Origin of the sequence: Kitasatospora brasiliensis (assembly GCF_032654805.1) — a bacterium.
GTDB classification, from domain to species: domain Bacteria; phylum Actinomycetota; class Actinomycetes; order Streptomycetales; family Streptomycetaceae; genus Kitasatospora; species Kitasatospora brasiliensis.
The window spans coordinates 301,357-326,841 of record NZ_JAUOOW010000008.1 but is presented as its reverse complement, the minus strand read 5'-3'; the positions used below and the strand labels follow the sequence as shown (position 1 = coordinate 326,841).

General features: G+C 73.1%; 20 protein-coding genes, 1 pseudogene and 2 CRISPR repeat arrays. Of the genes and pseudogenes, 13 read left to right on the top strand and 8 right to left on the bottom strand.

Going from position 1 to position 25,485, the window contains the following annotated elements; translation table 11 throughout:
- Window positions 1–11: 11 nt before the first annotated feature.
- Window positions 12–803: an SDR family oxidoreductase gene (locus tag QWJ13_RS30140; RefSeq protein ID WP_316528436.1), complete on the bottom strand. Its 792-nt coding sequence runs from the start codon at window positions 801–803 to the stop codon at window positions 12–14.
- 346 nt (window positions 804–1,149) lie between these two features.
- Here QWJ13_RS30140 and QWJ13_RS30135 point away from each other — a divergent pair, with 346 nt between their 5' ends.
- Together QWJ13_RS30135 and QWJ13_RS30130 are read left to right on the top strand one after the other, a co-directional pair.
- Entirely contained in the window at window positions 1,150–1,593 is a 444-nt protein-coding gene (locus tag QWJ13_RS30135) for a VOC family protein (protein ID WP_432277627.1), read from the top strand.
- A 225-nt stretch (window positions 1,594–1,818) separates the two neighbouring features.
- Window positions 1,819–2,271 (top strand): jacalin-like lectin, encoded by a 453-nt coding sequence (locus QWJ13_RS30130; protein WP_316528435.1) that lies wholly within the window; start codon window positions 1,819–1,821, stop codon window positions 2,269–2,271.
- Between the two features lie 141 nt (window positions 2,272–2,412).
- Here QWJ13_RS30130 and QWJ13_RS30125 read toward each other — a convergent pair whose 3' ends face one another.
- The 4 genes from QWJ13_RS30125 to QWJ13_RS30110 all read right to left on the bottom strand — a co-directional run bounded on the left by QWJ13_RS30125 (window position 2,413) and on the right by QWJ13_RS30110 (window position 6,482).
- Complete coding sequence (locus QWJ13_RS30125; RefSeq protein ID WP_316528434.1) at window positions 2,413–3,477, bottom strand: serine hydrolase domain-containing protein; 1,065 nt, start codon at window positions 3,475–3,477, stop codon at window positions 2,413–2,415.
- A 20-nt stretch (window positions 3,478–3,497) separates the two neighbouring features.
- Entirely contained in the window at window positions 3,498–3,974 is a 477-nt protein-coding gene (locus QWJ13_RS30120) for a Clp protease N-terminal domain-containing protein (RefSeq protein WP_316528433.1), read from the bottom strand.
- The gene (locus QWJ13_RS30115) at window positions 3,961–4,206 is read right to left on the bottom strand and encodes a hypothetical protein (RefSeq protein ID WP_316528432.1); all 246 of its coding nucleotides are present in this window, start codon (window positions 4,204–4,206) and stop codon (window positions 3,961–3,963) included. Before QWJ13_RS30115 ends, QWJ13_RS30120 begins: the two co-directional genes overlap by 14 nt.
- Window positions 4,207–4,307: 101 nt before the next feature.
- Window positions 4,308–6,482, bottom strand: coding sequence for an NHL domain-containing protein (locus tag QWJ13_RS30110; RefSeq protein WP_316528431.1), 2,175 nt, complete (start codon window positions 6,480–6,482; stop codon window positions 4,308–4,310).
- Window positions 6,483–6,874: 392 nt separating this feature from the next.
- Here QWJ13_RS30110 and QWJ13_RS30105 point away from each other — a divergent pair, with 392 nt between their 5' ends.
- The 5 genes from QWJ13_RS30105 (at window position 6,875) to QWJ13_RS30085 (ending at window position 12,815) form a co-directional block, all read left to right on the top strand.
- Window positions 6,875–7,414, top strand: coding sequence for a SigE family RNA polymerase sigma factor (locus QWJ13_RS30105; protein ID WP_316528483.1), 540 nt, complete (start codon window positions 6,875–6,877; stop codon window positions 7,412–7,414).
- Complete coding sequence (locus QWJ13_RS30100) at window positions 7,414–8,139, top strand: hypothetical protein (protein WP_316528430.1); 726 nt, start codon at window positions 7,414–7,416, stop codon at window positions 8,137–8,139. The genes QWJ13_RS30105 and QWJ13_RS30100 overlap by 1 nt, the downstream gene beginning before the upstream one ends.
- Window positions 8,140–8,260: 121 nt before the next feature.
- On the top strand, window positions 8,261–9,208 hold the full coding sequence (locus tag QWJ13_RS30095; RefSeq protein ID WP_316528429.1) for an SDR family NAD(P)-dependent oxidoreductase: 948 nt from the start codon (window positions 8,261–8,263) through the stop codon (window positions 9,206–9,208).
- A gap of 194 nt (window positions 9,209–9,402) precedes the next feature.
- Window positions 9,403–10,212, top strand: a complete 810-nt coding sequence (locus QWJ13_RS30090; RefSeq protein WP_316528428.1) for an ABC transporter ATP-binding protein — start codon at window positions 9,403–9,405, stop codon at window positions 10,210–10,212.
- Window positions 10,209–12,815 (top strand): ABC transporter permease, encoded by a 2,607-nt coding sequence (locus tag QWJ13_RS30085; RefSeq protein ID WP_316528427.1) that lies wholly within the window; start codon window positions 10,209–10,211, stop codon window positions 12,813–12,815. The genes QWJ13_RS30090 and QWJ13_RS30085 overlap by 4 nt, the downstream gene beginning before the upstream one ends.
- A 16-nt stretch (window positions 12,816–12,831) precedes the next feature.
- On the opposite strand, the gene QWJ13_RS30080 is transcribed toward QWJ13_RS30085, so the two are convergent.
- Complete coding sequence (locus tag QWJ13_RS30080) at window positions 12,832–13,611, bottom strand: SDR family oxidoreductase (RefSeq protein WP_316528426.1); 780 nt, start codon at window positions 13,609–13,611, stop codon at window positions 12,832–12,834.
- 142 nt (window positions 13,612–13,753) lie between these two features.
- Window positions 13,754–14,332 carry an RNA 2',3'-cyclic phosphodiesterase gene (gene thpR, locus QWJ13_RS30075; RefSeq protein ID WP_316528425.1) on the bottom strand — a complete coding sequence of 193 codons (579 nt, stop codon included), beginning with the start codon at window positions 14,330–14,332 and terminating at the stop codon, window positions 13,754–13,756.
- A 330-nt stretch (window positions 14,333–14,662) separates the two neighbouring features.
- Between thpR and QWJ13_RS30070 the strand changes: the two genes are divergently transcribed.
- On the top strand, window positions 14,663–15,406 hold the full coding sequence (locus tag QWJ13_RS30070; RefSeq protein ID WP_316528424.1) for an alpha/beta hydrolase: 744 nt from the start codon (window positions 14,663–14,665) through the stop codon (window positions 15,404–15,406).
- A gap of 54 nt (window positions 15,407–15,460) precedes the next feature.
- Here the strand turns inward: QWJ13_RS30070 and QWJ13_RS30065 are convergent.
- Window positions 15,461–16,006 (bottom strand): annotated as a pseudogene (locus QWJ13_RS30065) (DUF7003 family protein); the annotation flags it as partial.
- Between the two features lie 41 nt (window positions 16,007–16,047).
- Window positions 16,048–16,625: direct repeats of the CRISPR family, unit length 29 nt; unit sequence CGGGTCACCTCCGCGCTGGCGGAGCGAAC.
- 520 nt (window positions 16,626–17,145) lie between these two features.
- Here QWJ13_RS30065 and QWJ13_RS30060 point away from each other — a divergent pair.
- The 5 genes from QWJ13_RS30060 to cas6e all read left to right on the top strand — a co-directional run bounded on the left by QWJ13_RS30060 (window position 17,146) and on the right by cas6e (window position 25,248).
- Window positions 17,146–19,785 carry an NB-ARC domain-containing protein gene (locus QWJ13_RS30060; RefSeq protein WP_316528422.1) on the top strand — a complete coding sequence of 880 codons (2,640 nt, stop codon included), beginning with the start codon at window positions 17,146–17,148 and terminating at the stop codon, window positions 19,783–19,785.
- A 62-nt stretch (window positions 19,786–19,847) separates the two neighbouring features.
- A CRISPR array of direct repeats spans window positions 19,848–20,181; the repeat unit is 29 nt; unit sequence CGGGTCACCCCCGCGCAGGCGGGGCGGAC.
- A gap of 269 nt (window positions 20,182–20,450) precedes the next feature.
- Window positions 20,451–22,622: a type I-E CRISPR-associated protein Cse1/CasA gene (casA, locus tag QWJ13_RS30055; protein WP_316528421.1), complete on the top strand. Its 2,172-nt coding sequence runs from the start codon at window positions 20,451–20,453 to the stop codon at window positions 22,620–22,622.
- On the top strand, window positions 22,622–23,767 hold the full coding sequence (gene cas7e, locus QWJ13_RS30050) for a type I-E CRISPR-associated protein Cas7/Cse4/CasC (protein ID WP_316528420.1): 1,146 nt from the start codon (window positions 22,622–22,624) through the stop codon (window positions 23,765–23,767). The genes casA and cas7e overlap by 1 nt, the downstream gene beginning before the upstream one ends.
- Window positions 23,764–24,528, top strand: coding sequence for a type I-E CRISPR-associated protein Cas5/CasD (gene cas5e / locus QWJ13_RS30045; RefSeq protein ID WP_316528419.1), 765 nt, complete (start codon window positions 23,764–23,766; stop codon window positions 24,526–24,528). Before cas7e ends, cas5e begins: the two co-directional genes overlap by 4 nt.
- Window positions 24,529–24,594: 66 nt before the next feature.
- A complete protein-coding gene (gene cas6e / locus QWJ13_RS30040; RefSeq protein ID WP_316528418.1) occupies window positions 24,595–25,248 on the top strand; it encodes a type I-E CRISPR-associated protein Cas6/Cse3/CasE in 654 nt (217 codons plus the stop codon).
- Window positions 25,249–25,485: the final 237 nt, after the last annotated feature.

Below are 25,485 nucleotides of genomic sequence, written 5' to 3'. Positions count from 1 at the left end.
CGTCCCGGGGGTCACGCCGTCTTGACCGCCCCGCCGTCGATGATGTGGTCGGCGCCGGTGGTGCTCGCCGCGAGCGGCGAGGCCAGGTAGGCGATCAAGGCGGCGACCTCGGCTGGCTCCACCAGCCGCCCTGTCGTCATGCCCATGGTCGCGGGCAGGGCGGCCACCAGCTGCTCCCGGGTCAGCCCCAGCGAGGCGGCGAGCCGGGCGCCGTAGCCGTCCGGCGACTCCCACATGGCCGTGCGCGCCGGGCCCGGTGACACCGTGTTGACACGGACGCCCTGGGGGCCGAACTCCTCCGCGAGGGCCTTGCCGAAGGCCGTCAGGGCGGCCTTCGCCGTGGTGTACGGGACCGGGCCGGCGTGGGGGATGCGCGCGCCGTTGGAGGAGACGTTGACGACGGCGCCGCCGCGGCGCAGCAGGCTGGGCAGCGCGGCCCGGGTGGTGCGGACGGCGGCGAAGAGGTTCAGTTCGTAGACCCGTGCCCACTGCTCGTCGCCGCAGGACAGGAAACCGCCGGTCAGGTCGCCGTCGCCACCGCCCACGTTGTTGACGAGCACGTCCAGCTCGCCCAGCTCCGTCAGCGCCGCCTCCACCAGGTGGGCCGGCCCGTCGGGGATCGCCAGGTCCACCGGGATCGCGATCGCGCCCGAGGCCTCAAGGTCCGCCAGCTCCGGTGTCACCGTCCGGGCGGCGGCGACCACGCGCATCCCCTCGTCCGTCAGCGCGGCGACGGTGGCGAGCCCGATCCCCTTGCCGGCCCCGGTCACGAGGGCGGTTCGTCCGTTCAGTCGCAGGTCCATTCCATGCCTCCCCCCTCCGCGCGCGGGACACCGGACTCCTGCGGCCCGACGCCGACGTCGCGTGGGCGCGGCGCTGCTACTACGCGCTCATCCACGAGGCGGCCCACGGCGAAACTGCCGATGCCGACGCGGAGACGAACGCCGACGCCCTGGCCACCCTGATCGTGGACACCCTGCTGCGGGGCCACCGGCCCGTCGATCGCCCTCGGCGCCGCCGTCACCGGCGCCGCTCTCACCCGCTCCGATGCCGAACGTGTGACCACCAATCAAAGCACTGCGCGCCGAAGCGAGTTGGCCGGGGAAAACTCCGTGGCGGCGGCGAGCGACCCGCTCCTAGGATGGCCCGATGTCGATCAAGCAGGTCCAGCAGGTCCAGGTCACCTTCGACTGCGCCGAGCCGCAGCGCGTCGCCCGTTTCTGGTCCGAGGTGTTGGGATACGAAGGACCGAAGCCGCCGGAGGGGTTCGCCACCTGGGAGGACTTCGACCGCGACCGGCCCACCGACTACCGGGGCCCGGACTGGGCCTCCTGCACCGACCCCTCGGGCGCGGGCCCGCGGCTGTTCTTCCAGCGCGTCCCCGAGGGCAAGGTCGTCAAGAACCGGGTGCACCTCGATGTGCGGGCCGGCACCGGCCTCGTCGGCGAGGAGCGGGTGGCCGTCCTCGAAGCCGAGTGCGCCCGCCTGGTCGCCCTCGGCGGAGTCCGGCTGTACCTGCTGCGCGCCGACGGCGTCAACGAGTCGTGCCTGGCGATGCAGGACGTCGAGGGCAACGAGTTCTGCCTCGACTGAGCCCCACCCACCCCTCGGGCCGGCCGTCAGCACCCTGACGGCCGGCCCGTCGTGCTGGAGGGCGGTGGAGTGAAGCTCGTCGTCGATCGCGTGAATGAGGTTCGTGTGTGACTTCGTAGGAGACCGGTGCGGGCACGGAGAAGGGATCTTCCCCCAGGGCCCCCGCGACCGGGTGATGCTGCCGCATCCCCGGGCGTACCGGCCCTAGACAGCGAAGGACGACTCATGTCCACAACCGATGACACCACTCTTCTCGACGGACCGACGTTCGGCGGAAGCGGAGGCGATCGCTTCCGGGATCCCGCGGCCGACGTCATGCGCCTCACGTCCATCACCGTCCGCTCCGCGACGTACGTCGACGCCATCCAATGCTTCTGGAAAATGCCCGGTGGGACGGTGGAGCCCGGCCCCCAGCACGGTCGCGACGGCGGAACACCCCACAACGTGACCCTCGGCCCGGACGAGTACATCGTCAGGATCACCGGCCGTGCCTCCAAGTACCTGGACCAGATCACCTTCATCACCAACCTCGGCCACAGCCACGGGCCCTTCGGCGGAAAGGGCGGGACGGCCTTCGACTGGCAGGTGCCCGAGGGCCGAGTGGTCGCGTTCCACGGCCAGGCCGCCAAGTTCATCGATGCCCTCGGCTGCATGTACGCGCTGCACGACGAGGCGTGACGACGAGGTGACGACGCCGTCACGGCGTCAGCCGGAACGGCGGCGCTTCAGGCCGTCATCGTCAAGGACGGCCGCGTCCACGAGAACCTCCTCGGCTGACGGAACCGCGGGCCGGGCGCTCCCCGGCCCGCAGCGCCGACGTCAGCGGCGGAACGCCTCCTGGAGCAGGTCGGTGAAGACGCCGATGGGGTCGCTCCAGCCGCCGTCGCACCAGTCGCCGTTGACGTTGGCGGTGAGCATTCGTCCGCCGTCGCGGGTGCCGTAGGCGTAGGACCACGAGCCGAACAGCGCGCCGCCCATGCCCCAGAGCGTCTCCCCGCAGGGCAGGCGTACGGAGGAGACGCCGAGGCCGTAGGCGGAGTCGGCGATCCAGTCGCGGGTGGGCACGGTGGTGAACATGGCGTGCTGCTGGTCCGGCGGCAGGATGCGGCCGCCCAGCAGGGCGGCGAGGAACCGGTTGAGGTCCCCGGCGGTGGAGATCATGCCGCCGGCCGCCCAGAACATGGCGGGGTCGAGCTCGGTCGCGTCGTGGACGGGCGCGCCGGGGTCGGTGCGGAACAGCTTGGTGTAGTGCCGGGAGTGCGGCCCGTGGATCGTCGGGTCGCTGCCGTGCGGCAGGCAGGTGCCGGTCAGCCCGAGCGGGCGGGCGATCCGCTCGGCGATCTCCTCGGCGAGCGCGCGGCCGGTGGCCCGTTCGACGAGCAGGCCGGCGAGGACGTAGTTGGTGTTGGAGTACGCCCAGCCCGAGCCCGGGGCGAACGTGGGCGGATGGGCCATGGCGATCCGCACCAGCGACTCGGGCCGGTGGGCCTCCAGGCTGTTCAGGGCCGCTTGGTCGTCGGTGTAGTTGAAGATCCCGCTGGTGTGGCCGAGCAGCATCCTGACGGTGACCGAGGTGCCGCCCTGGACCAGGCGGGGCAGCCACCGCTCCACGGTGTCGTCCAGGCCCAGCCGGCGTTCGGCGGCCAGCTGGAGCACGACGGTGGCCACGAAGGTCTTGCTGATGCTGCCGATGCGGAACCGGTCGTGCGGTGAGCGCTTGCGGCGGGTCCGGGTGTCGGCCACGCCGGCCGTCCCGAACCACCGATGGTCGCCCTCGCGGACCTCGGCGAGGATTCCGGGAAGGCCGCCGTGGTCCACGGCTTGTTCGAGTACGCGCTGGATCGCGGCGTGGTCCTCGGTCGGTTCGGCGGTGCGCTGGTGCATGGGGTTCACCTCTCGCGTGGTCACTGATCCGGGCTGTCGAGCGCCTGCCGTACGCGGTCCGCCAGTTCGGCCCGGTCGATCCCGGCCAGGGCGAGGGCGCGGGGCACGGTGCCGACCTGCGCCTCCAGGACGCCCAGCAGCAGGTGCGAGGAGCGCAGGTCCTTCTTGCGGGCGGTGGCGAAGCTCCGCTCCAGGGCGAGTCGGGCGGACGCGCCCAGCTTGGGCTGCCGGTCGCCGCGGCTGGGCCGGGGCAGGTCGTAGGCGGCCGCGGACACGCCGACCACGCTCAGGCTGTGCTCGAACTCCCGGTCCAGCGCCGCGCGGACGGCGGCCCGGTCGAGCCCGGCCGCGGCCAGGACCCGCTGCGCGGTGGACCCCTGGTCGGCGGCGAGGGACAGCAGCAGGTGGTGGGCGTCCGTCGTTGCCGAGCCGTCCTCGTGGGCCTCGTGCGTCGCCCGCACGAGGACCGCGTGCAGATACCGGTCAAACGCGCTCATTGCCGCGCCTCCTCAGCTGGACCCCGGCGGCGATGAGCCGCTTGGCGTGCTTCTTGTGAACGGCCTGGCGGGTGACCCCGAGCGCCTCGGAGACCTGCGGCCAGCTCCAGCCCGCCCGCATGGCCTGCTCGACGGCGGCGTCCTCCAGCTGGTCGGCGAGGCGCCGCAGCGCCGCGACGGCTGCCAGGGCGTCAGCGGGGTCGTGGGGGAGGGGGTTCTCGGCGCCGGACATGGAGGCAACTGTAGTTGACTAACGAGGGTAGTCAACCAGAGTTGCCAACGAGATCCGACGGCCGCTCAGGGCGATGCGGTGGTCGTCGTCCCGGGCCCGGGTCAGTCGACGGTGAGGTGGAAGACGGCCTTGCCCGAGCCGTCGAGGGTGGTGACGTCGATGGTGAAGTCCCCGGGATGGGGGCCCGCCTTGACGGCGAGGCTGTGGGCGATCCCGCCGTTGCGGGTGGTGGTGTCGTACGTCAGTGACGTGCCGTCGGCGAAGGTGGAGCCGGTGCCGTTGGGGTCGACGATGGCGAAGTGGATGCGGGCGCCGTCGACGGCGGTGCCGTTCACGTCGCGGGCCTCGACGGTGGGGATCTGGGTGAAGTCGGTGTTCCGCTTCTGGTGGAAGTCGTCGCCGGCGGTGGAGCCGATGGTGCTCACCGGCTTCACGGCCGTGCCGAGGACGGTTCCGGACAGGGGGATCGGGGCGTCCTTGCCGATGGTGGCGGAGCCGTCGGTGGAGTGGCCGGGGGAGGCGTCGGACTCGGCGCGCATCGGCAGGGTGTACGTCAACGGGCTCTGGTCGTCGGCGCCCGTGTTCACGTGGGGGTTGCTCTTGACGACGAGGGTCTTGCCCTGGTCCTCGATCGAGTGGTCCGGGTGCCCGGTGCTCCCGCCCGGGTAGGCCCAGGTCGGCGCGTTGGTGAAGACGAATCCCTTCGGGGCCTTGAACGTCTGGGTGATCACACCCGGGCTGACCCGCACCGCGGGGGATGCGCTGAGCTGGACCTGGATCGCGGTCTCCTTCCCCGGCCCGGCACTCGCCTCCACGCTCTGGACGATCGTCAGCGCGCTCTCGTCCCGGGGCTTCGGTTCGGGCTTGACGATCGTGATCGGCAGCTGCGCGGTGTTGTCGGACGGGTTGGTCTCGTACGCGTAGGAGACGGTGACCGTGGCGGTGCGGGTGCCGGGAGGGGCGGTGTCGGTGGCGTGGACCCGGAAGGTGCCGTCCAGGCTGCCGACGTCGGGGCTGAGCTCCGTGCCGGGGAACGTGCGGGTGCAGATGTTCTGGAGGCATCCGGCGTCACCGACCAGTCCCTCCGGCAGGGTCAGCGTCACGGTGACCCGGTCGCCCTTCACCGTGGCCGGGCCCCGGTTCCTCACGCGCGCGCCCAGGAGGAAGGACACTCCCTGCTGCTGGGCGGCCGCGGGGAAGACGGGTTCCACGGACAGGTCGGCGTCCTCGGGTGACGGCGGCCGCACCTTCGTCGCCCCGGCCACCATCCGGATCCGGTGGTTCTCGAAGTCGGCGATGCAGAGGTTGCCGCCCTGGTCGAGTCCGAGACCGGCTGGACTGTTGAGCCCGGCCTTGGCCGCCGGTCCGCCGTCCCCGGAGTACTCCGGGGTGCCGGTGCCGGCCAGGGTGAAGATGGTCCCGTCGGCGGCCACCTTCCGTACCCGTCCGTTGCCCTGTTCCGAGATGTACAGGGCGCCCGCGCCGTCGATGGCCACGGCCCACGGCGAGCGGAGCCGCGCTTCGGTCGCCGGGCCGCCGTCCCCGGAGAAGCCCGCCGTTCCGGTGCCCGCCACCGTGGTGATCTTCCCGTCCGCCCCGATCCTGCGCACGCGGTTGTCGCCGCTGTCGACGAGGTAGAGGGCGCCGGAGGCGTCGACGGCCAGGCCGGTGGGCTCCTTGAGCCGCGCTTCGGTGGCCGGCACGCCGTCGTCGGCGGAGGTGCCTCCTCCGGCGATCCGCTTGATCGTCCTGCCGTCCGGGGAGACCTTCCACAGCTCGTCCTTGGTGGCAACGTAGAAGCCTCCGTCAGGGGATTGCGCCACCGCCTGGGCGCCCCCCAGGTAGGTGCCCAGCGGGGTGCCGTCGCTGCCCTTGTCGGTCGGCGTGCCGGCGACGGTGCCGATGATCCCCTTCGTGTCGACCTTCCGGACGACGTGATGTTCCCAGTCGGTGATCAGCAGCTCCCCCTCGGGCGTCACCTGCACGTTGTAGGGGTGGTCCAGGCAGGCCCGCGTCGCCGCTCCGCCGTCGCCGAACGGCGGGTCGCACGCTGTGCCGCCGCCGGCAGCGGTGGTGATGGTGCCGTCGGTGGCGACCTTCCGTACTCGGTCGTTGTGGCTGTCGCCGATGTAGAGGTTCCCCTGGCCGTCCACCGTGACGGCGGTCGGCCCGTTCAGCTGCGCGGCGGGTGCCGCGTGGCCGTCGCCGGAGAACCCCTCCGTGCCGTTCCCGGCCACCGTCGTGATGTACCCCTGGGCCAGAGCGGCTCCGGTCACCGCCGCAGGGCGTTCCCGCGCTGTCGTCACTGCACGCTCCCGTTCTGTCCGCATCCGGCTGCGCCGGGCCTGGACGGGATGTGTACCTACCGTCTGCGGCGGCCTCACCCGTATTGCGGCGAACAGCTCACGGGGGAACCCCAACAGCCGTCCCCGCTCCCGGAAGACGGACCGCGGGGCAAGCCGGCCGGTGTCGGACGGCGGGGACGGTTGCGGTCCGCGGAGCCGTGCAACCCTTTCGTCGACGCGGCGGTGAGTAGGGCAGAACGATGGTCCGGTCGGGCCGTCGCGTGGACGCGAAGAGGAATCGGATGACCGCGAGCACACTGCACGTCCCCCTGGAGGAACGGCCCCGCCCTGGCCCGGAGCCGGCCGCCGCCGGCGGCCCCGGCCTGCGGGAGGCCGACTTCGAGGCGTTCGCCGCCACCCGCTGGCGGCGGCTGGTGCGCACCGCCTACCTGCTCACCGGCGACCACCACGAGGCCGAGGACGTGGTGCAGGCGACCTTCGCGAAGGTCTTCAGGAACTGGTCCCGGATCAGCCGCCTGGACGAGCCGGACGCCTACGTCCACCGGGCCCTGGTGAACAACAACCTGAGCCGCCACCGGCGGCGCCGGGTCAGGCAGCTGCTCGTGCCCGTCCTGCCCGACCGGGCGCACGGCGCGGACGGCGGCCAGCGCGAGGTCGAGGAGCGCTCGGCGCTGCTCCAGGCACTGGCCGAGCTGCCGCAGCGCCAGCGGGCCGTGGTCGTGCTGCGCTACTGGGAGGACATGAGCGAGCGCCAGGTCGCCGACGTGCTCGGCTGCTCGCCCGGCAACGTGAAGAGCCAGGCCAGCCGGGGTCTGGCGAAACTGCGCGGCCACCCGGCGCTGGCCTTGTACGGGACGGACGGCGGCTCGACGATCGACGGCACGGACGGAGGCAACGGGTGATGGACACCGAGGACATGGTGCGCGGCGCGCTGCGGGACGAGGCGGACCGGCTCACGGTGCCGGACTGGTCGGCCGGGCCCGTACGGGTCCACGTGCGCCGGCAGCGGCGCGGGCGCCGGGTGGCGATGGGCGCGTCGGCGCTGGCGGCCGCGCTCGCGGTGCTGGCCGGTACGGGCGCGGTGCTGTCCGCGCGGCACGGGGGCCAGGCCGTCGGGCCGGCCGCGCAGGCTCCGCGCCTACCGGAGGGGCCGGCTCCCCAGCCCGTGGTGGTGGAGCCCGGCCGGCAGCTGTCGCTGGACCGCCCGGACTGGTGGATGCGGCTGGCGGACCAGGAGATCTGCATCCACGACGCCCCCGCGTACAAGGGCGCTCCGGGGTGCAGCGGATCCTCCTGGGCGAGCGGAACGACCGGGATCACCGTGCAGTACTACGGCAACCCCGGGCAGGGCGACGAGGGCCTGTACAACCTCGTCTACCACGGGCCCGGCCCGGTGGCCCGGATGGCCATCGAGGTGGACGGCCGGGCGTACTGGGCCACCGTCGCCTCGCTCCCCGGCGACCCGGGCTACGCCACCGGCTACGTCTGGGGGCCCGCACAGAAGGCCTCGGGCGATCCGAAGGCCTCCGGCGACTCGAAGGCGCCGCACCGGCTCGGGGACATCAGGCTCGCCGCGTACGACGCCCAGGGCGGGGTGCTGGCGAGCAAGACGCTGCCGCCGTCCTGACCCGACAGCACTCGACAGCGGGCTGCCGGTGACCTGTGAGCGGCGCCTGGGAGCGTACGGACCGCGCGAACCGCGCCGTACCGAACCGCACCGCACGACACCGAACCCCCGGGAGCCCGCCATGTCCTCCGTACCCGAGACCCCGCACTGGGACGTCCACCGGCTGCCCCGCGCCGAGGGGCGGTGCTTCCTGGTCACCGGCGGCAACGCGGGCATCGGGTACTTCGTCGCCGAGCAGCTGGCCGCTACCGGGGCCACGGTCGTCCTCGGCAGCCGCGACCCGGCGCGGGCCGGGGCCGCGAGCGCCGCCATCCGCTCGCGCGTCCCCGGCGCCGACGTGCGGCACGCACCCCTGGACCTGGCCGACCTCGCCTCGCTGCCGGCCACCGTGGACGCCCTCGGGCTGGACCGACTCGACGCGGTCGTCCACAACGCCGGCGTGGCACTCGACCACCCGCCGCGCCGCGAGAGCGTGAACGGCCACGAGCTGATGTTCGCCACCAACCACCTGGGCCACTTCGCGCTGACCCACCACCTGGCCCCGCTGCTCGCGGCCACGCCGGGGAGCCGGATCGTCACCACCGGGAGCTTCGCCGCCAAGTCCGAACCCCTCGATCTCGAAGACCTCCAGAGCACCCGCGACTACCGGCCCAAGCGCACCTACGCGCGCTCCAAGACGGCCCAGATGCTCTTCGCCCTCGAACTCGACCGCCGTCTGCGCGCCGCCGGCAGCACGACGCTGAGCGTGCTCGTCCACCCCGGGGGCGCGCTCGACTCCCTCACCCCGTCGCGCCCGCCGGTCCACGTCAGGACCGCCGGCGCGCGGCTGCGCCACCTGCCGCTCGGCCTCGTCGTGCAGGGCAAGGACGCCGGCGCCTGGCCCGCCGTCCGCGCCGTGCTCGACCCGGCGGTGCGCGGCGGCCAGCTGTGGGGCCCGCGCGCGTTCGGACTGCGCGGCACCCCCCGGACCGAACCCGTCTGGGGCCACCTCAGGGACACCGCGGCGGCGGCGCGACTGTGGGCGGCCAGCCGCGAACTGACGGGCACCGACCCTTCGTTCGCCGGGTAGCCAACCGGGCGACCGGTCGCCTCCGGTCGCCTCCGGTCGCCTCCGGCCCCTCCGGTCGCGCCGACGGGCCACGAAGGCGGGGTGGGGATAACCCCACCCCGCCTTCGCCAGCAGCCTCCATGGTTCGCCGAACCCGCCGTTCCTAGCCTGGAACACGTCGATGACCAGCGACGATCCACGAGGGAAGGCAGCACATGGCACCCCGTCACGAACGTTCCGAGCACGGACCCAACGGGCCGTACGGACCCTCGGGCCAGGGAGGGGCCGCGATCGAGTTACGGGCGGTGCGGCGCAGCTACGGGCGCGGCGACGAGACGGTGCACGCGCTGCGCGGCATCGACCTGGTCCTCGGGCACGGCACCTTCACCGCCGTGATGGGCCCGTCCGGCTCCGGCAAGAGCACCTTCCTCCAGTGCGCCGCGGGTCTGGACAAGCCGACGTCCGGTCAGGTGTTCCTCGGCGGCGAGGAGATCACCGGCCTCAGCGAGAACCGGCTGACCGTGCTGCGGCGCAGCCGGGTCGGGTTCGTGTTCCAGTCCTTCAACCTGCTGCCCTCGCTGAGCGTGGTGAAGAACGTGCTGCTCCCGCTGCGGCTGGCCGGTGAGCGTCCGGACCGCGGCCGGGCCCTGGAGCTGCTGGCCCAGGTCGGCCTGGGCGAGCACGCCTCGCGCCGGCCGGGCCAGCTGTCCGGCGGTCAGCAGCAGCGGGTGGCGATCGCGCGGGCGCTGATCACCCGCCCGGACGTGGTGTTCGCGGACGAGCCGACGGGCGCCCTGGACACCCGCACCGCGCACGAGGTGCTGGGGCTGCTGCGGAGCGCGGTGGACACCATGGGCGCGACGGTGGTCATGGTGACGCACGATCCGGTGGCGGCCTCGTTCGCCGACCGCGCGGTCTTCCTGGCCGACGGCGCCCTGGCGGGGGAGCTGCCCCACCCGGACCCCCAGTCCGTCGCCGACCGGATGGTCACGCTCGCCACCCGCCGACTGGGGGCGGCGGCGTGAGCAACGGACTCGCGCGCTCCTCGGTGCGCTTTCGGCCCGCCTCCTTCGCGGGCACCTTCATCGCCCTGCTCTTCGGCGCGGCGGTCATCATGGCCTGCGGCACCATGCTCCAGACCGGCATCACCGCCACCGCGCCGCCGGTGCGCTACGCGAACGCGCCGGTCGTCGTCGCGGCCAAGCCGGACATCGAGATCATCCGCAGGTCCGACAAGAAGGAGAAGACCTACGACCGGCCCGTCTCCGACCGGGCCCGCCTGGACGCCGCCCTGGCCCAGCGCATCGCCGCGCAGCCGGGCGTGGCGGCGGCCCGCGCGGACTCCGCCTTCCCCATCCAGCCGGGTCCGGCGACGCCGGGCCTGACGGGGCGCGGGTACGCGGCGCTCGGCATCGCCGGCGGCGCGGACACCCTGGTCGAGGGCCACGCACCCGGCGACGGCGAGGTCGTCCTCGACGCCGCCACCGCGCGCGAGGCCCACCTCGCCCCGGGCGCGAGCCTGAGCCTGGTCGCGCCCGGCGGCAGCGGCACCTACCGGATCTCCGGCCTGGCCGCGCCGCAGAGCGCCGGCCCCACCGCCTGGTTCGCCGACGACACGGCCGGCCGGCTCTCCGGCCACCCCGGCCGCGCCGACGCCATCGCCGTCCAACCGCGCGAAGGCGTCAGCGCCGGGGACCTCGCCCGCCGGCTGCGCGACACAGCGGCCACGTCAGGAGCCTCCCCCACCGGGATCAGGGTGGTCACCGGCGACGCCCGCGGCTCCGTCGAACAGCCGTCGCTCGGCTACAGCCGGACCATGCTCACCGCGATCGGCGGATCCTTCGGCGGCACCGCGACCATGACGGTCGTCTTCGTCGTCGTGTCCACCATCGCGCTGGCCACCGGCCAGCGAGCCCGCGAGTTCGCCCTGCTGCGCGCCGTCGGCGCGACGCCCCGCCAGATCCGCCGCACCATCGCCACCGAGGCGATGCTGGTGGCCCCCCTCGCCGGGGTGCTCGGCCTCATCCCGGGCGTGGCCCTGGCCCGCTGGTGGTTCGACGGCCTCTCCTCGCGCGGCGCCGTCCCCAAGGGCGTCGAACTGGACGTCGGCCCGCTCCCCGCGTTCATCGCCGTGGCCACCTGCCTGCTCGCCGCACTCGCCGCCGGCTACCTCGCCGCCCGACGGCCCTCCAACCTGCGGCCCGGCCAGGCCCTCGGCGAGGCATCGGTGCCGCCGGCCCGGGCGGGCGTGGTGCGGACCCTCCTCGGTGTGGTGGCCATCATCGGCGGCGTGGTGCTCAGCGTGGTCGCGTCCACGCTGGACGGCGAGAACGCCGCCAACACCGCCCTCGGCGTGGTCATGTGCCTCCTGGTCGCCATCGCCCTGCTCGGCCCCTGGGTGGCCCGGGCCGCCGCCGGGGTGCTCGGCCTGCCGCTGCGGGCGGGCGTCGGCGGCGCGTCCGGCTCGCTGGCCGCCGACAACGCCGGCGCCAACGCCCGCCGGCTGACCTCCGTCCTCACACCCATCGCGATGGTGACGGCCTTCTGCGGCACCATGCTGTTCATCCAGAGCACCGTCCAGCACGCCACCGGCGAGCAGGTCCGCGCGGGGATCCGCGCCGACCACGTGCTCGGCTCCACCGGCCCCGGCCTGCCCGCCGGCATCGCCGAACAGGCCGCCCGGACGCCCGGCGTCGACGCCGCCGTGGGCCTGCTGCGCACCGGCGCCGTCTACCGCAGCGACGGCAAGCTCCGCTCCGCCGCCGCCCTCGGCGTCTCCGGCGACCCGGCGACCCTGCCCCGGGTCCTCGACCTGGGCGTGCGGACCGGCTCGCTCGCCGACCTCGCCCGGGGCACCGACACCGTCGCCGTCGACACGGCCCTCGCCGACAAGCTCGGCCTCAAGGCCGGCGACCGCGCCTCCTTCTGGCTCGGCGACGGCACCCAGGCCCAGCTGACGGTCGTCGCCACGTACGAACGCGGCCTCGGCTTCGGCCAGCTGATCCTGCCCCGGGCGGCCGTCGCCGCGCACGCCGGGGTGGCCTACGACAGCCAGGTCCTGGTCGCGGACACCCCCGGCGCCGACCGTACCGAGGTCGCCGCCCGGCTGGCGAAGCTCCCGGCCGACGGACCTGCGGCGGCCGGAGCCACGGCGGCCGGAGCCACGGTGTCCGGAGCCACCGTGTCCGGACTCACCGTGGCCGACCGCGCCGGATACGTCGCCCAGACCGACCGCAAGCGCGAGGCCGGCGACTGGGTCAACTCCGTGATGGCGGGCGTGCTCGGCGGCTTCGCGGCGATCACCGCCGCCAACACCCTGGTGATGACCGTCCTGGACCGCCGCCGCGAGGTGGCCCTGCTGCGCCTCGCGGGCGCCACCCGCCGCCAGGTGCGCGGCATGATGCGCTGGGAGGCCCTGCTGGTGGCCGCCGCCGGGCTGCTGCTGGGCAGCGTGATCGCCTGGATCACCCTGGTGCCGATCGCCCGGGGCCTCGCCCGCACCGCGCCGTACGTCCCGCCGGGCACCGCCCTGCCGCTGGCCGCCGCGGCCGTGGCGCTCTGCCTGACCGCGACGGCCCTGCCGGCCCGGGCCCTGCTGCGGACCCGCCCGCTCGGGGCGAACGGCTGATCCCTCGGCCTGAGGCTCAGGCCTGCGGGATCGGGCCGAGGTAGGTGCCGCCGGAGGCGTCGACGCTCTGGCCGGTCACCCAGCGGCCCTGCGGGCCCGCCAGGAAGCCGACCACGTCCGCGACGTCCTCCGGCAGGCCGATCCGGCCCAGGGCGGTGATCGACTCCACCCAGGCGCTGGTCTCCTCTCCGGTCACCCATGGGGACGTCATGTCCGTGAGGATCACACCGGGGTTGACGGTGTTCACGGTGATCCCGCGCCGGCCGAGCTCATTGGCGAGCGGGGCGGCGAGGGCCGCCAGAGCGGTCTTGCTGACGATGTAGCCGAGCTGGACGGGAGCGCCGATCCGGGTGGCCGTCGAGGCCATGTTCACGATCCGCCCGCCGTCCCGCAGCAGCGGCAGGGCCCGCTGGATCACGAAGACCGGGGTGCGCACGTTCACCGCCATCACCCGGTCGAACTCCTCCTCGGTGAGCTGCCCGATCGAGGCCATCAGATTGATGCCGGCATTGTTGACCAGGACGTCCAGGCCGTCCTCGCCGTGCTCCGCCAGCCCGGCCGCGAGGCCGTCGAATAACCGGTCCAGCGCGCCGCTCTCGCCGAACCGGGCCCGCACCGTGAACGCCCGTCCGCCGGACTCGGCGATCAGCTCCACCGTCCGTGCGGCGGCCTCCTCGTTGCCGCCGTAGTGCACGGCGACCAGCAATCCGTCGGCGGCGAGCCGCTGTGCGACCGCCCGCCCGATCCCGCGCGACGCGCCTGTCACCAATGCCGTCCTGCCGTGCGATTCGCCCATGGCCGCCACTCCCTGGTGTCGCCCCGATCGGAGCCGGGGCGGATGCCGGATCGTCACGGTCTGATTCCGGACGACTACTTCATGCATGCCCGGGGTCCACGAACTGATGCCTCACGGCGGCGCTGTCCACGCCGTCGGCGCGTCACCGGGCGAAGCGCCACGCCTCGATGTCGCGGTAGCGGATCGGCCCGGGCCCACGGCCGACGTTGCTGCCGACGAGGTGGAGGCGCTCGGCCGGCCACGGCCGGCCCGTGAACCCGGTGAGGCCCGCCGCGACCGACGGCACGCTGACGGGGTCGTCGCGGCGGGAGCGCGCCAGCGTCAGATGGGGGCGCAGCGGCCGCTCCCTGAACTCGACCCCGCAGGACCTGACCAGGTCCCGGACGTCGGCGGCGAGCCGGTGGAGCCCTTCCAGGTCCCCGTCGATCCCGGTGAACAGCAGCCGCTGGTCGAAGTGGCCGCCGCCCCGCAGGCCCAGGCGAAGGGCGGAGTGCGAGGCGGCCGTACCGGCCAGCGCCGCCCTCAGCGGCGGCACCACCGTGGACGGCTGCTCGCCGAGGAAGGCGAGGGTGATGTGCCAGTCCTCGATCCGGTTCCACCGCAGCCGCGGGTACCCGTCGTAGGCGGGCCGCAGGGCCCGGGCCAGTTCGTCCTTGGCCTCGTCGGGCGGAGCCAGGGCCACGAAGACACGCAGGGTCGAGGGTTCGGGGTGATCGTCCACGGAGAGGGAGGCTAGCCGAGGGCGGACCGCCCGCTCTGCTCGGGTGAACACCGGCCGGCCCAGGCATCGAGGCGTAGCGGACACCCCGGGCGGCAACGCCGGGTAAGCCGGCAACCCCGAGACCCTCACCGTCACCGTGAACCCCTGAGCCAGGAAACCGGGTGACGCGTGGTCGGCGGCCTGCTACTCTTCCGGAGGCCGTGCGAGAGAACAAGGAGGTGGTACCCGTGAACGCAGTATCGACATGGGTGCTCCCCTCCGGGGTCACGGTCGGGCGATAGGTCGTCGTCCGGGAGCGCCATTTCCTGAGCACTCCCGAAAGGCACGACCATGCACATTACTTCTGAGCAGCGCTTCGACGACGGCGTCCTCGAACGCGAGTTCACCCTCGGCGAGATCCCCGGCATCCTGTGGACGCCCGCATCCGCCTCCGCGTCCGCACCGGCGCCGCTGATCCTCATCTGCCCCCCGCCGCTCGGACTGGGCAAGGTGTACTCCCGGCTGGCGGGGCGGGCCCGGTACTACGCGTCGGAGTACGGCTTCGCCGCGGCCACCATCGAACTCCCCGGCAGCGGTGACCGCCCCCGCTGGGCCGCCGCCGACCAGGCCCGCGCCGACCTGCGCCGGGCGATGGAGGCCGGCGAGCCGGTCACCGGCGAGATCATCGACGCCCTGATCCTCCCGCTCGTCGAGAAGGCCGTCCCGGAATGGCGGGCCGCCCTGGACACCCTCCTCGCGCTGCCCGGGATCGGCGGCCCGGTCGGCTACGAGGGGGGAATCATCTCCATCGGCGTCCGGCTGGCGACCGTCGAGCCGCGCATCACCGCCGCCAACCTGTTCGCCGGCAGCCTCGTGCCCGCCGCCATCCTCGACGAGGCCCGGCAGGTCACCATCCCGCTGCACGTCCTCCTCCAGTGGGACGACGAGGGCAACCCCCGGCAGGCCTCCCTGGACCTCTTCGACGCCTTCGGCTCCAAGGAGAAGACCCTCCACGCCAACATGGGCGGCCACACCGGCGTCCCGCAGTACGAACTCGACGCCGGAGCCCGCTTCTTCGCCCGCCACCTGAGCTAGCCGAACCCCCTGATCGGGGCGCCCCCGCCCCGATCAGGGCCGAGCTCAGACACCTCACAGGCTCCCGGCATCCGGCCAGTGGGACCAGGGGGTGTTCGCCGGAAGCGCCGGCCGGTACCGGGCCGGGTCCCCGGAGTCCAGCACCTCGGCGATCACCCGGAAGGTCCCGTGCCCGCTGGGCCTGACACCCCAGAAGCCCTCCGGCTGGTTCCACTCGTCGAGTCGCAGCAGCTCCGGCAGATCGGACGGAAGGCCGGCCCGCAGCTCCGTCTCGTCAGCCAGTAGAAGCCCATGGTTCGCAGGCGTCAGCAGCCGGAACACGTCCTGGAGCGGGGTGCCGGCGGCAGCGTCGACTCCCAACGCGGTGCCGCGGACGACGACCGGAACTCCTCCCGCTCCCGCGTACAGCTCGGCGCCGTCGGGATCGATCTCCTCCACGTTGTCCACCCGCGCCAGGAATCCACTGACCCCGGGCTCACCGTGCGTCAGGAAGTTGCCGTAGCGGTGGACGACGTCGACGAGGTTGCCGCCGCGGGGGTTGTACCCCAGCAGCTCGGCGATCATGGCCCAGCGTGTGCTGTCGCCGAACAAGTGGATCCGACCGGATAGTAGTAGCCGTTGTCCAGATCCGGGAACTGGGCCGGGTCACCTCCGCGCTGGCGGAGCGAACGGAAGGAGGCCCCCGGGAAAGCCCCCCTCACTCGGGTCACCTCCGCGCTGGCGGAGCGAACGGCGACACCGTCACCGTCCGCAAGCCCGCCGTCGGGTCACCTCCGCGCTGGCGGAGCGAACGATCGTCATCGCGTAGCCGTGCGTGAGCCGGCCGGGTCACCTCCGCGCTGGCGGAGCGAACCCCAAGAACGCGCCCCTGGCACCGCCCGGCGACGGGTCACCTCCGCGCTGGCGGAGCGAACCGCCGCCCCTTCTAACTCCTCCGACCAACTCCCGGGTCACCTCCGCGCTGGCGGAGCGAACACCCGGAGCCAGACCGGCATCCTGCCGACCATCGGGTCACCTCCGCGCTGGCGGAGCGAACGCGTTGGTGCGCGCAGAAACGCCGGGCAAGGGTGGGTCACCTCCGCGCTGGCGGAGCGAACGGCACCCCGCTCACCGAGCGCGGCGAGTGGTACGGGTCACCTCCGCGCTGGCGGAGCGAACGGAGGCCGCATCAGCGTCGGCGGCCTGGATGGAGGGTCACCTCCGCGCTGGCGGAGCGAACCCTTTCTGAGCTGCGGCGCAGCGGAGCCTTTGCCATTTCTTGACCCTGCTGGAGAGGCTGGTCGGTTGTGCTGTTGTGGTGTCAAGGAGCGTGCGTTCATCGTGCCACGTGCTACGGACAACGGCTTCGGACTCGGCTTCCCCGACAGGGGCACCTGCATGTTGGGGAAGACGACGGCCTGGTACTCGCCCCGACCTGATCGACCAGGTCCAGTCCGAGGTGCGCGCCGTGACCACCAGCCGCGGCCCGAGCTGGGTCGAGGCGCGTCCGATGGCCGACGTCATGGAAGGCGTCCTCGGCGAAGTCGAGGGCATCGGCTCGTACATCGGTGCCCCGGCCGTCCTACCCGAGGTGGACCAGGCCACTGCCGAGGGCTGCTGCGGTTGTGGCGCCGAGGCTAACGTAGCCGCGTTTGTCGTAGGGATGCTGACCGCTCCCGGGGCCCTCTGCGGAGGGAGCAGTATGCACCCTCGCGACCCGGCATGATGGGGCGGTCCCTGGGGGAGCTTCGGGAGGGCTTGTGGCCAGCATCGACGGTCCGGTGAGCAACGTGATCAACGGTGGCACGTTCACCGGTACCGTGTTGCAGGGCGGCCAGGTCACGTTGTCCATGACGGAGCGTTCCTGGCCGTTGCAGGTCGGCGTGATGCCCGCCATCGCGGATGCGTTCCAGAACCGGGGCCTGACGCGGACAGTGGCGGACGCGGCGGGCACTGGCGAGCCCGTGGTCCTGTGTCAGGTCCTCGCGGGAATGGGCGGGGTGGGTAAGACCCAGCTGGCTGCCCATCACGCGCACACCCTGCTCGACGACGGATCGCTGGACCTGTTGCTGTGGGTGACCGCGAGCAGCCGCCAGGCGGTGCGGCAGGCGTACACCCAGGCGGCCGCGCAGGTGGCCGATGGCGACCCGGCCGACTTCGACACGGCCCCGGAGCTGTTCCTGGCTTGGCTGAGTACCACGTCGAAGCGGTGGCTGGTCGTGCTGGACGATGTCCAGGACGCCGGGGACCTGGCCCGTCTGTGGCCGCCGAGACGGGCTTCGGGGCAGGTGGTCGTGACGACCCGTCGACGCGATCCGCTCTGGTTCGCCGATGGCAGGACCCAGATCGAGGTCGGACTCTTCACCCCGGCCGAGGCGCTGGCTTATCTTCGGCGTCGCCTCGATCGGTGGTGCCCAGGCGAGGTCGACGACGACCTGATGGCGCTCGGGGAGGAACTCGGCCGACTGCCGCTGGCTCTTGCCCAGGCCGCGTCGTTCATCATCGACTCGGCCGACTCCGGCATGAGGAGTGGTCACTACCGTGAGATGGTCCGCTCCAGGCTGCCGCTCACCGAGCTCGCGCCGAACTCCCTGCCTGACGATCAGACGGCGACGCTCGCGGTCGTCCTCGCCCTGAGCCTGGAGCGCGCGGATCACTACTCGCTCGGGCAGGCCACCGCCGTACTCCAGTTGGCGTCCTGGCTCGACCCCCACGGCATACCCGAGAGGATCCTCACTGCCCCCTCCGCTCGCGCCTTCATCGCGCGACAGGCCCGTCGGGCGGAAGCCGCAGAGGAGCCCGTGCCAGCTCCCAGGAGGCGTTTCTTACGGTTCCGCAGAGCCCCCGAGACCCCTCCCGTCCCCGCTCCGGACATCAGCGCCCAGCGCGTGGGGGTCGTCCTCAGGATCCTCCACCGGCTCAGCCTCGCCGATCACCTTCCGGCCGGCAGCGACCGACCGTTCGGCATGCTCCGCGTCCACGCCCTCGTCCAGCACGCGGCCCAGGACACGCTCGGTCCGGGCCTGGCCTTGTTCGCGCGCACCACCGCGTTCGCGGTCCAGGAGGCGTGGCCTCCTGTCGAGACCAGCCAGGCGCTGGCCCAGGCCCTGCGCGCCTGCACGGCCGCGCTCCACCGCAAGGCGGGACGGCACCTGTGGGCGGACCCCACCGGCAAAGCGGCCACCATGCTGCTGCGCGCGGGCGTCAGTCTCGCCGACAGCGGCCAGAGCACGGCAGCCGTACGGTACTTCGAGCAGCTAGCCTCGGAGGCCGGCGCCCACGTCGGTTTCCAGCACCCCACGCTGCTGACCATCCGTCTGGAGCACTCCCGCTGCCTCGGCACGGTGGGTGACGACCTCGCGGCGATCCGGGGCCTGGAAGACGTTCTCAGGGACATGCTGCGCGTCCACGGCCCGGACCACCCCGCCACGCTGTCCGCCCAGGCGGCCCTAGCGGAGCAGTTCGGCAAGGCCGGCGACTTCGCGACGGCCACCGAGGTCTACGACGCCGTGGCAAGCCGTCTCTCGCACACCAGCCCCCGCGGGCACGACACCATCGCGTCGCTGGCGAACCTGGCGCACTGGAAGGGCGAGTCGGGACGGCCGGACGCGGCCGCGAGAGCGCTGCGCGAACTGGCCGCGCACAGCGCCTCCGCACTCGGTGAGGACGCGCCGCAGACCTTCGCCGTCGCCGCGCGGGCGGCCCACTGGCTGGGCAAGGCGGGTGATCCGTTGTCCGCCGTGTACCGGTTGCGCTCGCTGCTGGACGCCAGCCGCCGCAGCGCGGGAGAGCACCATCCGCGCACACTGGCGATCCGCCTCGACCACGCGCACTGGATGGGGGTCGTCGGCGAGGTCGACTGGGCGATCACCGATCTTGAGGCCATGCTCCCCGAGATGCGACGCGTCCTGGGGGACGACCACCCGGACACCGTCCGCGCCCGGCTCGAACACGCGAACTGGCTGGTGAGTTCGGGCGACGAGGCCCAGGGAGCACGGCTCCTGGAGGTTCTCGCGACCGAGCTGACCACTGCGCTCGGAGCACGGCATCCGCACGCCTTCGAGGCCCGCCGGCGCAGTGCGCACGCCGCCGGTGCGGGCGGTGACCGTCGTGGTGCCGCCGCCGCGTTCCGGGAACTTCATCAAGAGTGTTCGGCCGTCCTGGGGGACGACCACCCGCGGGCGCTCGCCCTGTGGCAGGAGTACCTGGGATGGCGGGCGGAGGAGAGCAGCCTGGACGACGCGGTCGCCGAGCACCTGGCGCACTACGCGGAGACCCGGCGGGCGCTCGGGATGAGCCACCCTCTGACCGCCGCGGCCCACACGGCGCTGAGGGACTGGCAGGCCCGGCTCAACGACGAACGGGAGATCATCATCGGCTCGGCACCGGTCCTGGGGTGACCTGCGGCGTCGGGCGCAGGAGGGGTGCACCAGTGGTCGCCGTCCACGTGCCGCGTGACGAACGGGTCACCCCCGCGCAGGCGGGGCGGACGGGATGTCGATCGTCGCGGACAGCGATCCCGTCGGGTCACCCCCGCGCAGGCGGGGCGGACCAGGGGGGTGGGGTGAGCTGCCTCCGCCGTGCCGGGTCACCCCCGCGCAGGCGGGGCGGACGCCCTTAAACGACTTGTAGGCATTGCCGAGATCGGGTCACCCCCGCGCAGGCGGAGCGGACGCGCCGCCCTTCTGCTGAATGACGATGACGACCGGGTCACCCCCGCGCAGGCGGGGCGGACGCCCCCGCTCGGCTGAAGCCGAGCGGTGGCACTGGGTCACCCCCGCGCAGGCGGGGCGGACACTTTCTGACCTGCGCCGGAGCGCGGCCTTTGCTGTTTCTTGACTGTGCCGCCAAGCCCGTCGGTTGTGGCTGTCGTGGGTGTCAAGGAGCAGCGGCTGATCCTAGCGCCGGGGTGCTGGGTGCGGAGCCTGATTGGGGTTCAGGGTCTGGTTGTCAGTCCCTGGGTCTAGCGTCACCAGGTGGCTACTATCCGTGCCCAAGTACTGGGGGCCGCTCTGTGACGCGACCGTTGTTCGATGTGGTGGTGAGGCCGTGGATCACGGCTCGTGTGCGTGCCGATCTGACTCCTGAACAGGTCGCCGAACTGCCGGTACGGGGTGGGCCGGGGGAACCGGTCGTCCTCGGGCTGGGGGAGGTACTGACGTTCGCGCATCTGCTGGAGCACGTCGACTGCCCGGATCCGGCTTCGGAGTCCGCGCTGTTGCGGATCCTGATCGCGATCACAGCTCGGGTCACCGGTCTGGACGAGGCCGGGGACTGGGACGACCACCGCTGGGACGCCCTGGAGGCCGGCCGCCTGGACAGAGAGCGGATCGCCGCGTACTTCGGCCGGTATACCGACCGGTTCGACCTGTTCGACGCGGCGCGGCCGTGGCTGCAGGAGCCGCGGTTGGCGGGGGAGTGCACTGGCAGCAGCGGGACCGGGCGGCTGCTGATGACGAGTCCGTCGGGGAACAACCACGTGTGGTGGCCGCTGGAGAAGGGCGGGCTGGGCGGACCGATTCCCACCGTGACAGCGGCGTTCGGGCTGTTGACGTGGCTGTTCGCGGGTCCGTCGGGGACGGCGGCGAACCGGCGGCGTTCGGACGGGAAGAACAGCCACTACACGGTGGCGGGGCCGATTCGGGCGCTGGTGTCGTGGTTCCCGGCGGGCCGCAGTCTCGCGGAGACGCTGGTGCTGGGGGTGCCGTCGCCGGACACCTGGCCGACGAATCCCGGCAGGGACGAGGCCCCGTGGGAGGCCGGGCAGCTGTCGGACCCGCGACGGCCTGCGGCGCCGGCCGGGCCGGTGTCGCTGCTGACGGCGCGCGCCGCTCACGCGGTGCTGCTGGAGCCCGACGCGGACGGCGGGCACGTGACGGATTCGTGGGTGACGTGGGCGTGGGAGAACGAGCTGCCGGAGGCCGACGACCCGTACGTGATCAGGCGGGACGAGGGCGGTCCGGTGCGGGCGAACTGTGCGCGGGTGGCGTGGAGGGACCTGGACGCGCTGCTGTTGAAGACCGTGCCGGGGAAGACACCGCGGTACCGGCCGGCTGTCCTGGCGTCGATCGCGAGCCTGCCCCGGGAGACGGCGGCGGGGCTGCGGCTGCGGGCGTACGGGCTGCATCAGGAGCGGCGGGATCCGGAGACCGCTTGGTTCACGGCGGTGACGCCGCCGGTGCTGGGCTTCCTGGAGGAGCTGGACGAGAACGGGGCGGCGGCGGTCTCGGGGGCCCGTGCGCGCGCCGAGGGTACCGCCTCCGGGCTCGCGAAGGCGCTGCGGTCGGCGTGGCAGGGATTCACCGGTGACACCAAGGTGTGCCCGTGGGTCGATTCGGCGCTGCCGGTGTACTGGTCGGAGGCCGAGGCCGAGTTCTGGAAGGCCGTCGTCCCGGACGGCGCGGGGGATCGGCCGCAGCCCGGGTTCCAGAAGGTCGCGACCCGGGTTTTCGACGCTGTGACGGAAGCCGCCGCGCTCACGCCGCGCGGGATGCAGGCGGTGGAGGAGGCCCGTGCCGCGATGCTCACGCCGCCCCGGGGCCCGCGCAAGAAGCAGGTGCCGCCGGTCCGGGCCTACCCAACCCCGTCTCCCGTGACCTGCGGAGACTCCCATTCCATGCCGACTTCAACCTCACCGGGGAAGCCCATGTCCATCGAATCGTCGCCCTCGATGGAGAACGACCCGCTCAAGCACCAGCGGGCCTTCATGCTGCACGTCCACCAGCAGTGCTCGACCCCCGGCGGCCGCGCCGCGGTCCGCTCCGTCCTGGTCGACCCCGGAAAGCCGTTCCGCGCCTACGAGTACCTGCTGAAGCGGATTCCGCGCTGGACGAACCGCGACACCGAGCGCGCCTACACCCTGACCGCCGACCAGGCCCCCAACCCCCGTCTCGACAGGAAGCCGAAGCCGCCCGCCGGCCTGACCGCCCCTGTCGAGGGGGACCGCTGGTGCAATCTCGGCTGGTCCCTCGCCCGCGCCGTCCGGGTCAACGTGCTGAACGCCGACACGGTGAAGGCCCGGCTGCTGCTGATGTCCCGCCAGGACGCCGATGCCCTGACCCGCGACCTGCCGCCTCTCGTCGCCCGCCTGCGCTCCGGCGACGTCCCCGTGGTGTGGCCGTTGCTGCTGCGCGACCTGACCCGTTGGGTCGACTACCCGACCGACACCGCCCGCGCCTGGGTCCGGGCCTACTACCAGTACGACCCCACTGCCAAGACCGCCAAGGAGACCTCCTGATGAAGCGCCGCCTGTACCTCGACCTGCACGTCATCCACTCCTACCCGCTGTCCTGCCTCAACCGCGACGACCTCAACGTCCCCAAGACCGCGTTCTACGGCGGTGAGCAGCGCGGCCGGATCTCCTCCCAGTCGGGGAAGCGGCACGTGCGGGTGGAGGTGGAGGACCGGCTGGGAGAGTGGGCGGTGCGCACGAAGCGGCTGCCGGAGAGCATCGCCGCCGAGCTGGTGCGCGCCGGTGGTTGGGAGGAGGAGCTCGCGCAGCGGGCGGGGCGGATGGTGGTCCTGGCCGCGGGCGTGAAGGGCGTGGCCGTGGACGGGGACAACGACACGAACAGCATGCTGCTGCTGCCGAAGGCGGGGATCGCGGAGCTCGCCGCGGTCGCCGTCGAGCAGCGGGAGCTGATCGAGGCCGGCGTCGACAAGAAGAAGGAGGAGGCGGCGCAGGCGAAGCTGGTGAAGGCCGCGGGGGAGCGGGTGCTGGGGGTCCTGCGGGGCCGGACGTCGAGCATCGCGGCGTTCGGGCGGATGCTGGCGAACGAGCCGGGGTCGGCTGTGGCGGGAGCGGTGCAGGTCGCGCACCAGCTGACGACCCATGCGCTGGCGGTGCAGCCGGACTACTTCACGGCGGTCGACGACATCACCCGCGGTCAGGAGGACGAGTCGGGGTCGGCGCACTTGGGGACGGCGTTCCACACCTCCGGGACGTACTACCGGTACAGCTCGGTGAACCTGCCGGAGCTGGCGGGGAACCTGGGCGATGACGCGGAGGGTGCGCGGCGTGTGGCGGTGGAGTTCGCGCGGGCGTTCGCTGTCGTGGTGCCGTCCGCGCGGCAGGGTTCGACGGCGCCGTTCACGCCGCCGTCGCTGGTGCACGCGGTGCTGCGCGGGGATCAGCCGGTGAACCTGGGCGGGGCGTTCGAGCGGCCGGTCGCCGCGGAGCGGGGGAGCGGGTTCGTCGAGCCGTCGGTCCGGCGGCTGGACGAGTACGCCGCCGCGGTGAACGGCTTCCTCGGCGAGGCCGGCGTCCTCGCCTCCGCCTACACGGGCCTGGGCGCAGGCGAGGTGGAGCACTTGGGTGAGGACGCGGGTTCGCTGGAGAAGCTCCTGGCCACCGTGGACGCGGCGATCGGTGAGCGTCTGTGAGCGGCGGCCTGCTGCTGCACCTGGCCGCGCCGTTGCAGTCCTGGGGCAGCCCCTCGCAGTTCGGTACTCGTCTGACCTACCCGTACCCGACTCGGTCCGGTCTGACCGGCCTGTTCGGGTGCGTGCTCGGTCTGCCGCGCGGCTCGGGCCTCGGGGAGCTGGCCGGTCTGCGGTACACGGTGCGCATCGACCGGCCGGGTCGGCTCACGCGGGACTACCACACCGTCGGCGGCGGCTACCCACGGGAGGAGACGGTGATCACCGCGTCCGGCGGTCGCCGCCCGCTGAGGGAGGCCACGATGCAGTCCGAGCGCTGTTACCTGGGGGACGCGGCGTTCACCGTTGCCGTCACCGGAGCCCCGGCCATCACTGACGTGCTGGTCGGGGCCCTGCGCGAGCCGGTGTGGCACCCCTACCTGGGACGCCGCTCCTGCCCGCCCACCAGCCCGATCCTCATCGCGGCCGTCGACGACCCCGTCGCGGAGCTGTACCGCCTGCCGCTCCACCGCGAACCCGGCAAAGGCCCCGGCTCCGACCCGGCGGAAGGGGCCGTTGAGGTCGTCTTCGTCCACGACACCGACCCCGGCACCGGCCACCCGCCCGTCACCCAGGTCCGCGACCAGCTCCCCGCCGACGGCGGCCGCCGCTTCGCGGGTCGACCGCTGTGGGAGACCCGCCACACCTTCACCTACGCCCAGCACGCCGGCACCGGCACCGCCTGGATCGCCGCCCTCACGACCTACACCCGAACCCGCACCTGACCCTCCCGACAGCACCGGCCCCGCCCCAGCGGGGGAATTGACGCCACCCCATCCGGAGCGAATCCCGTGACCCACCTGACCCTCCTGCGCCTTGAACCCCGATCCAGGGACGCCGCCGACGACCTGCGCAACATCAGCCGCATGCACCAGCGGATCATGGGCATGTACCCCGACGCCCTCACCAGCGGCGAGGCCGCCCGGCGCAGCCTCGGTGTCCTCTACCGAATCGAACGCACCGTCCAGAGCACCACCGTCCTCGTTCAGTCCGCCCTGACGGCCGACCCGACCACCCTTCCCCCGCGCTACGCGACCGCCCAGCAGCGCAACCTGACGCCGCTGCTGGACTGGCTCGCCGACGGCCACAAGGTCCGCTACCGCATCGACGGCTCCCCCACCCGCTCCATGCGCGACGGCACCCGCGACACCGAAGGCCGCCTCAACCGTGGCAAGCCCGCTCCTCTCCACGGGAAGGACGCGATCGCCTGGTGGGAACGCAAAGCCCACGCCGCCGGCCTCGACCTCCACGGCATCCTCGACATCCCTCAGGCACCCGCTACTGGCCACCGCGCCACTGGACCGATCCGTCACACCCTCACCCGCTTCGAAGGCATCGCCACCATCACCGACCACCACGCGCTCCGCACCGCCGTCACCGACGGCATCGGCCGCGGTCTCGCCTACGGTGCGGGCCTTCTCAGCATCGCCCCCCATCGTGAGTAAAGAAACCGCAAAGCCGCCAACCCGCCGCAGGTCAGAAAGGTCCGCTCCGCTGCGCGGAGGTGGCCCGATTCCGGCCGCTAGGACGGGTACCACCGGGGGCCCGCTCCGCCCGCGCGGAGGTGACCCGTCACGGCGGTTCCCGCGATCGGGCAGCACACGGTCCGCTCCGCCTGTGCGGAGGTGGTCCGATGGGTGACGCGGGCGAGGTCTACGGCGAGGAGCCCCGTGCAGAAGGGG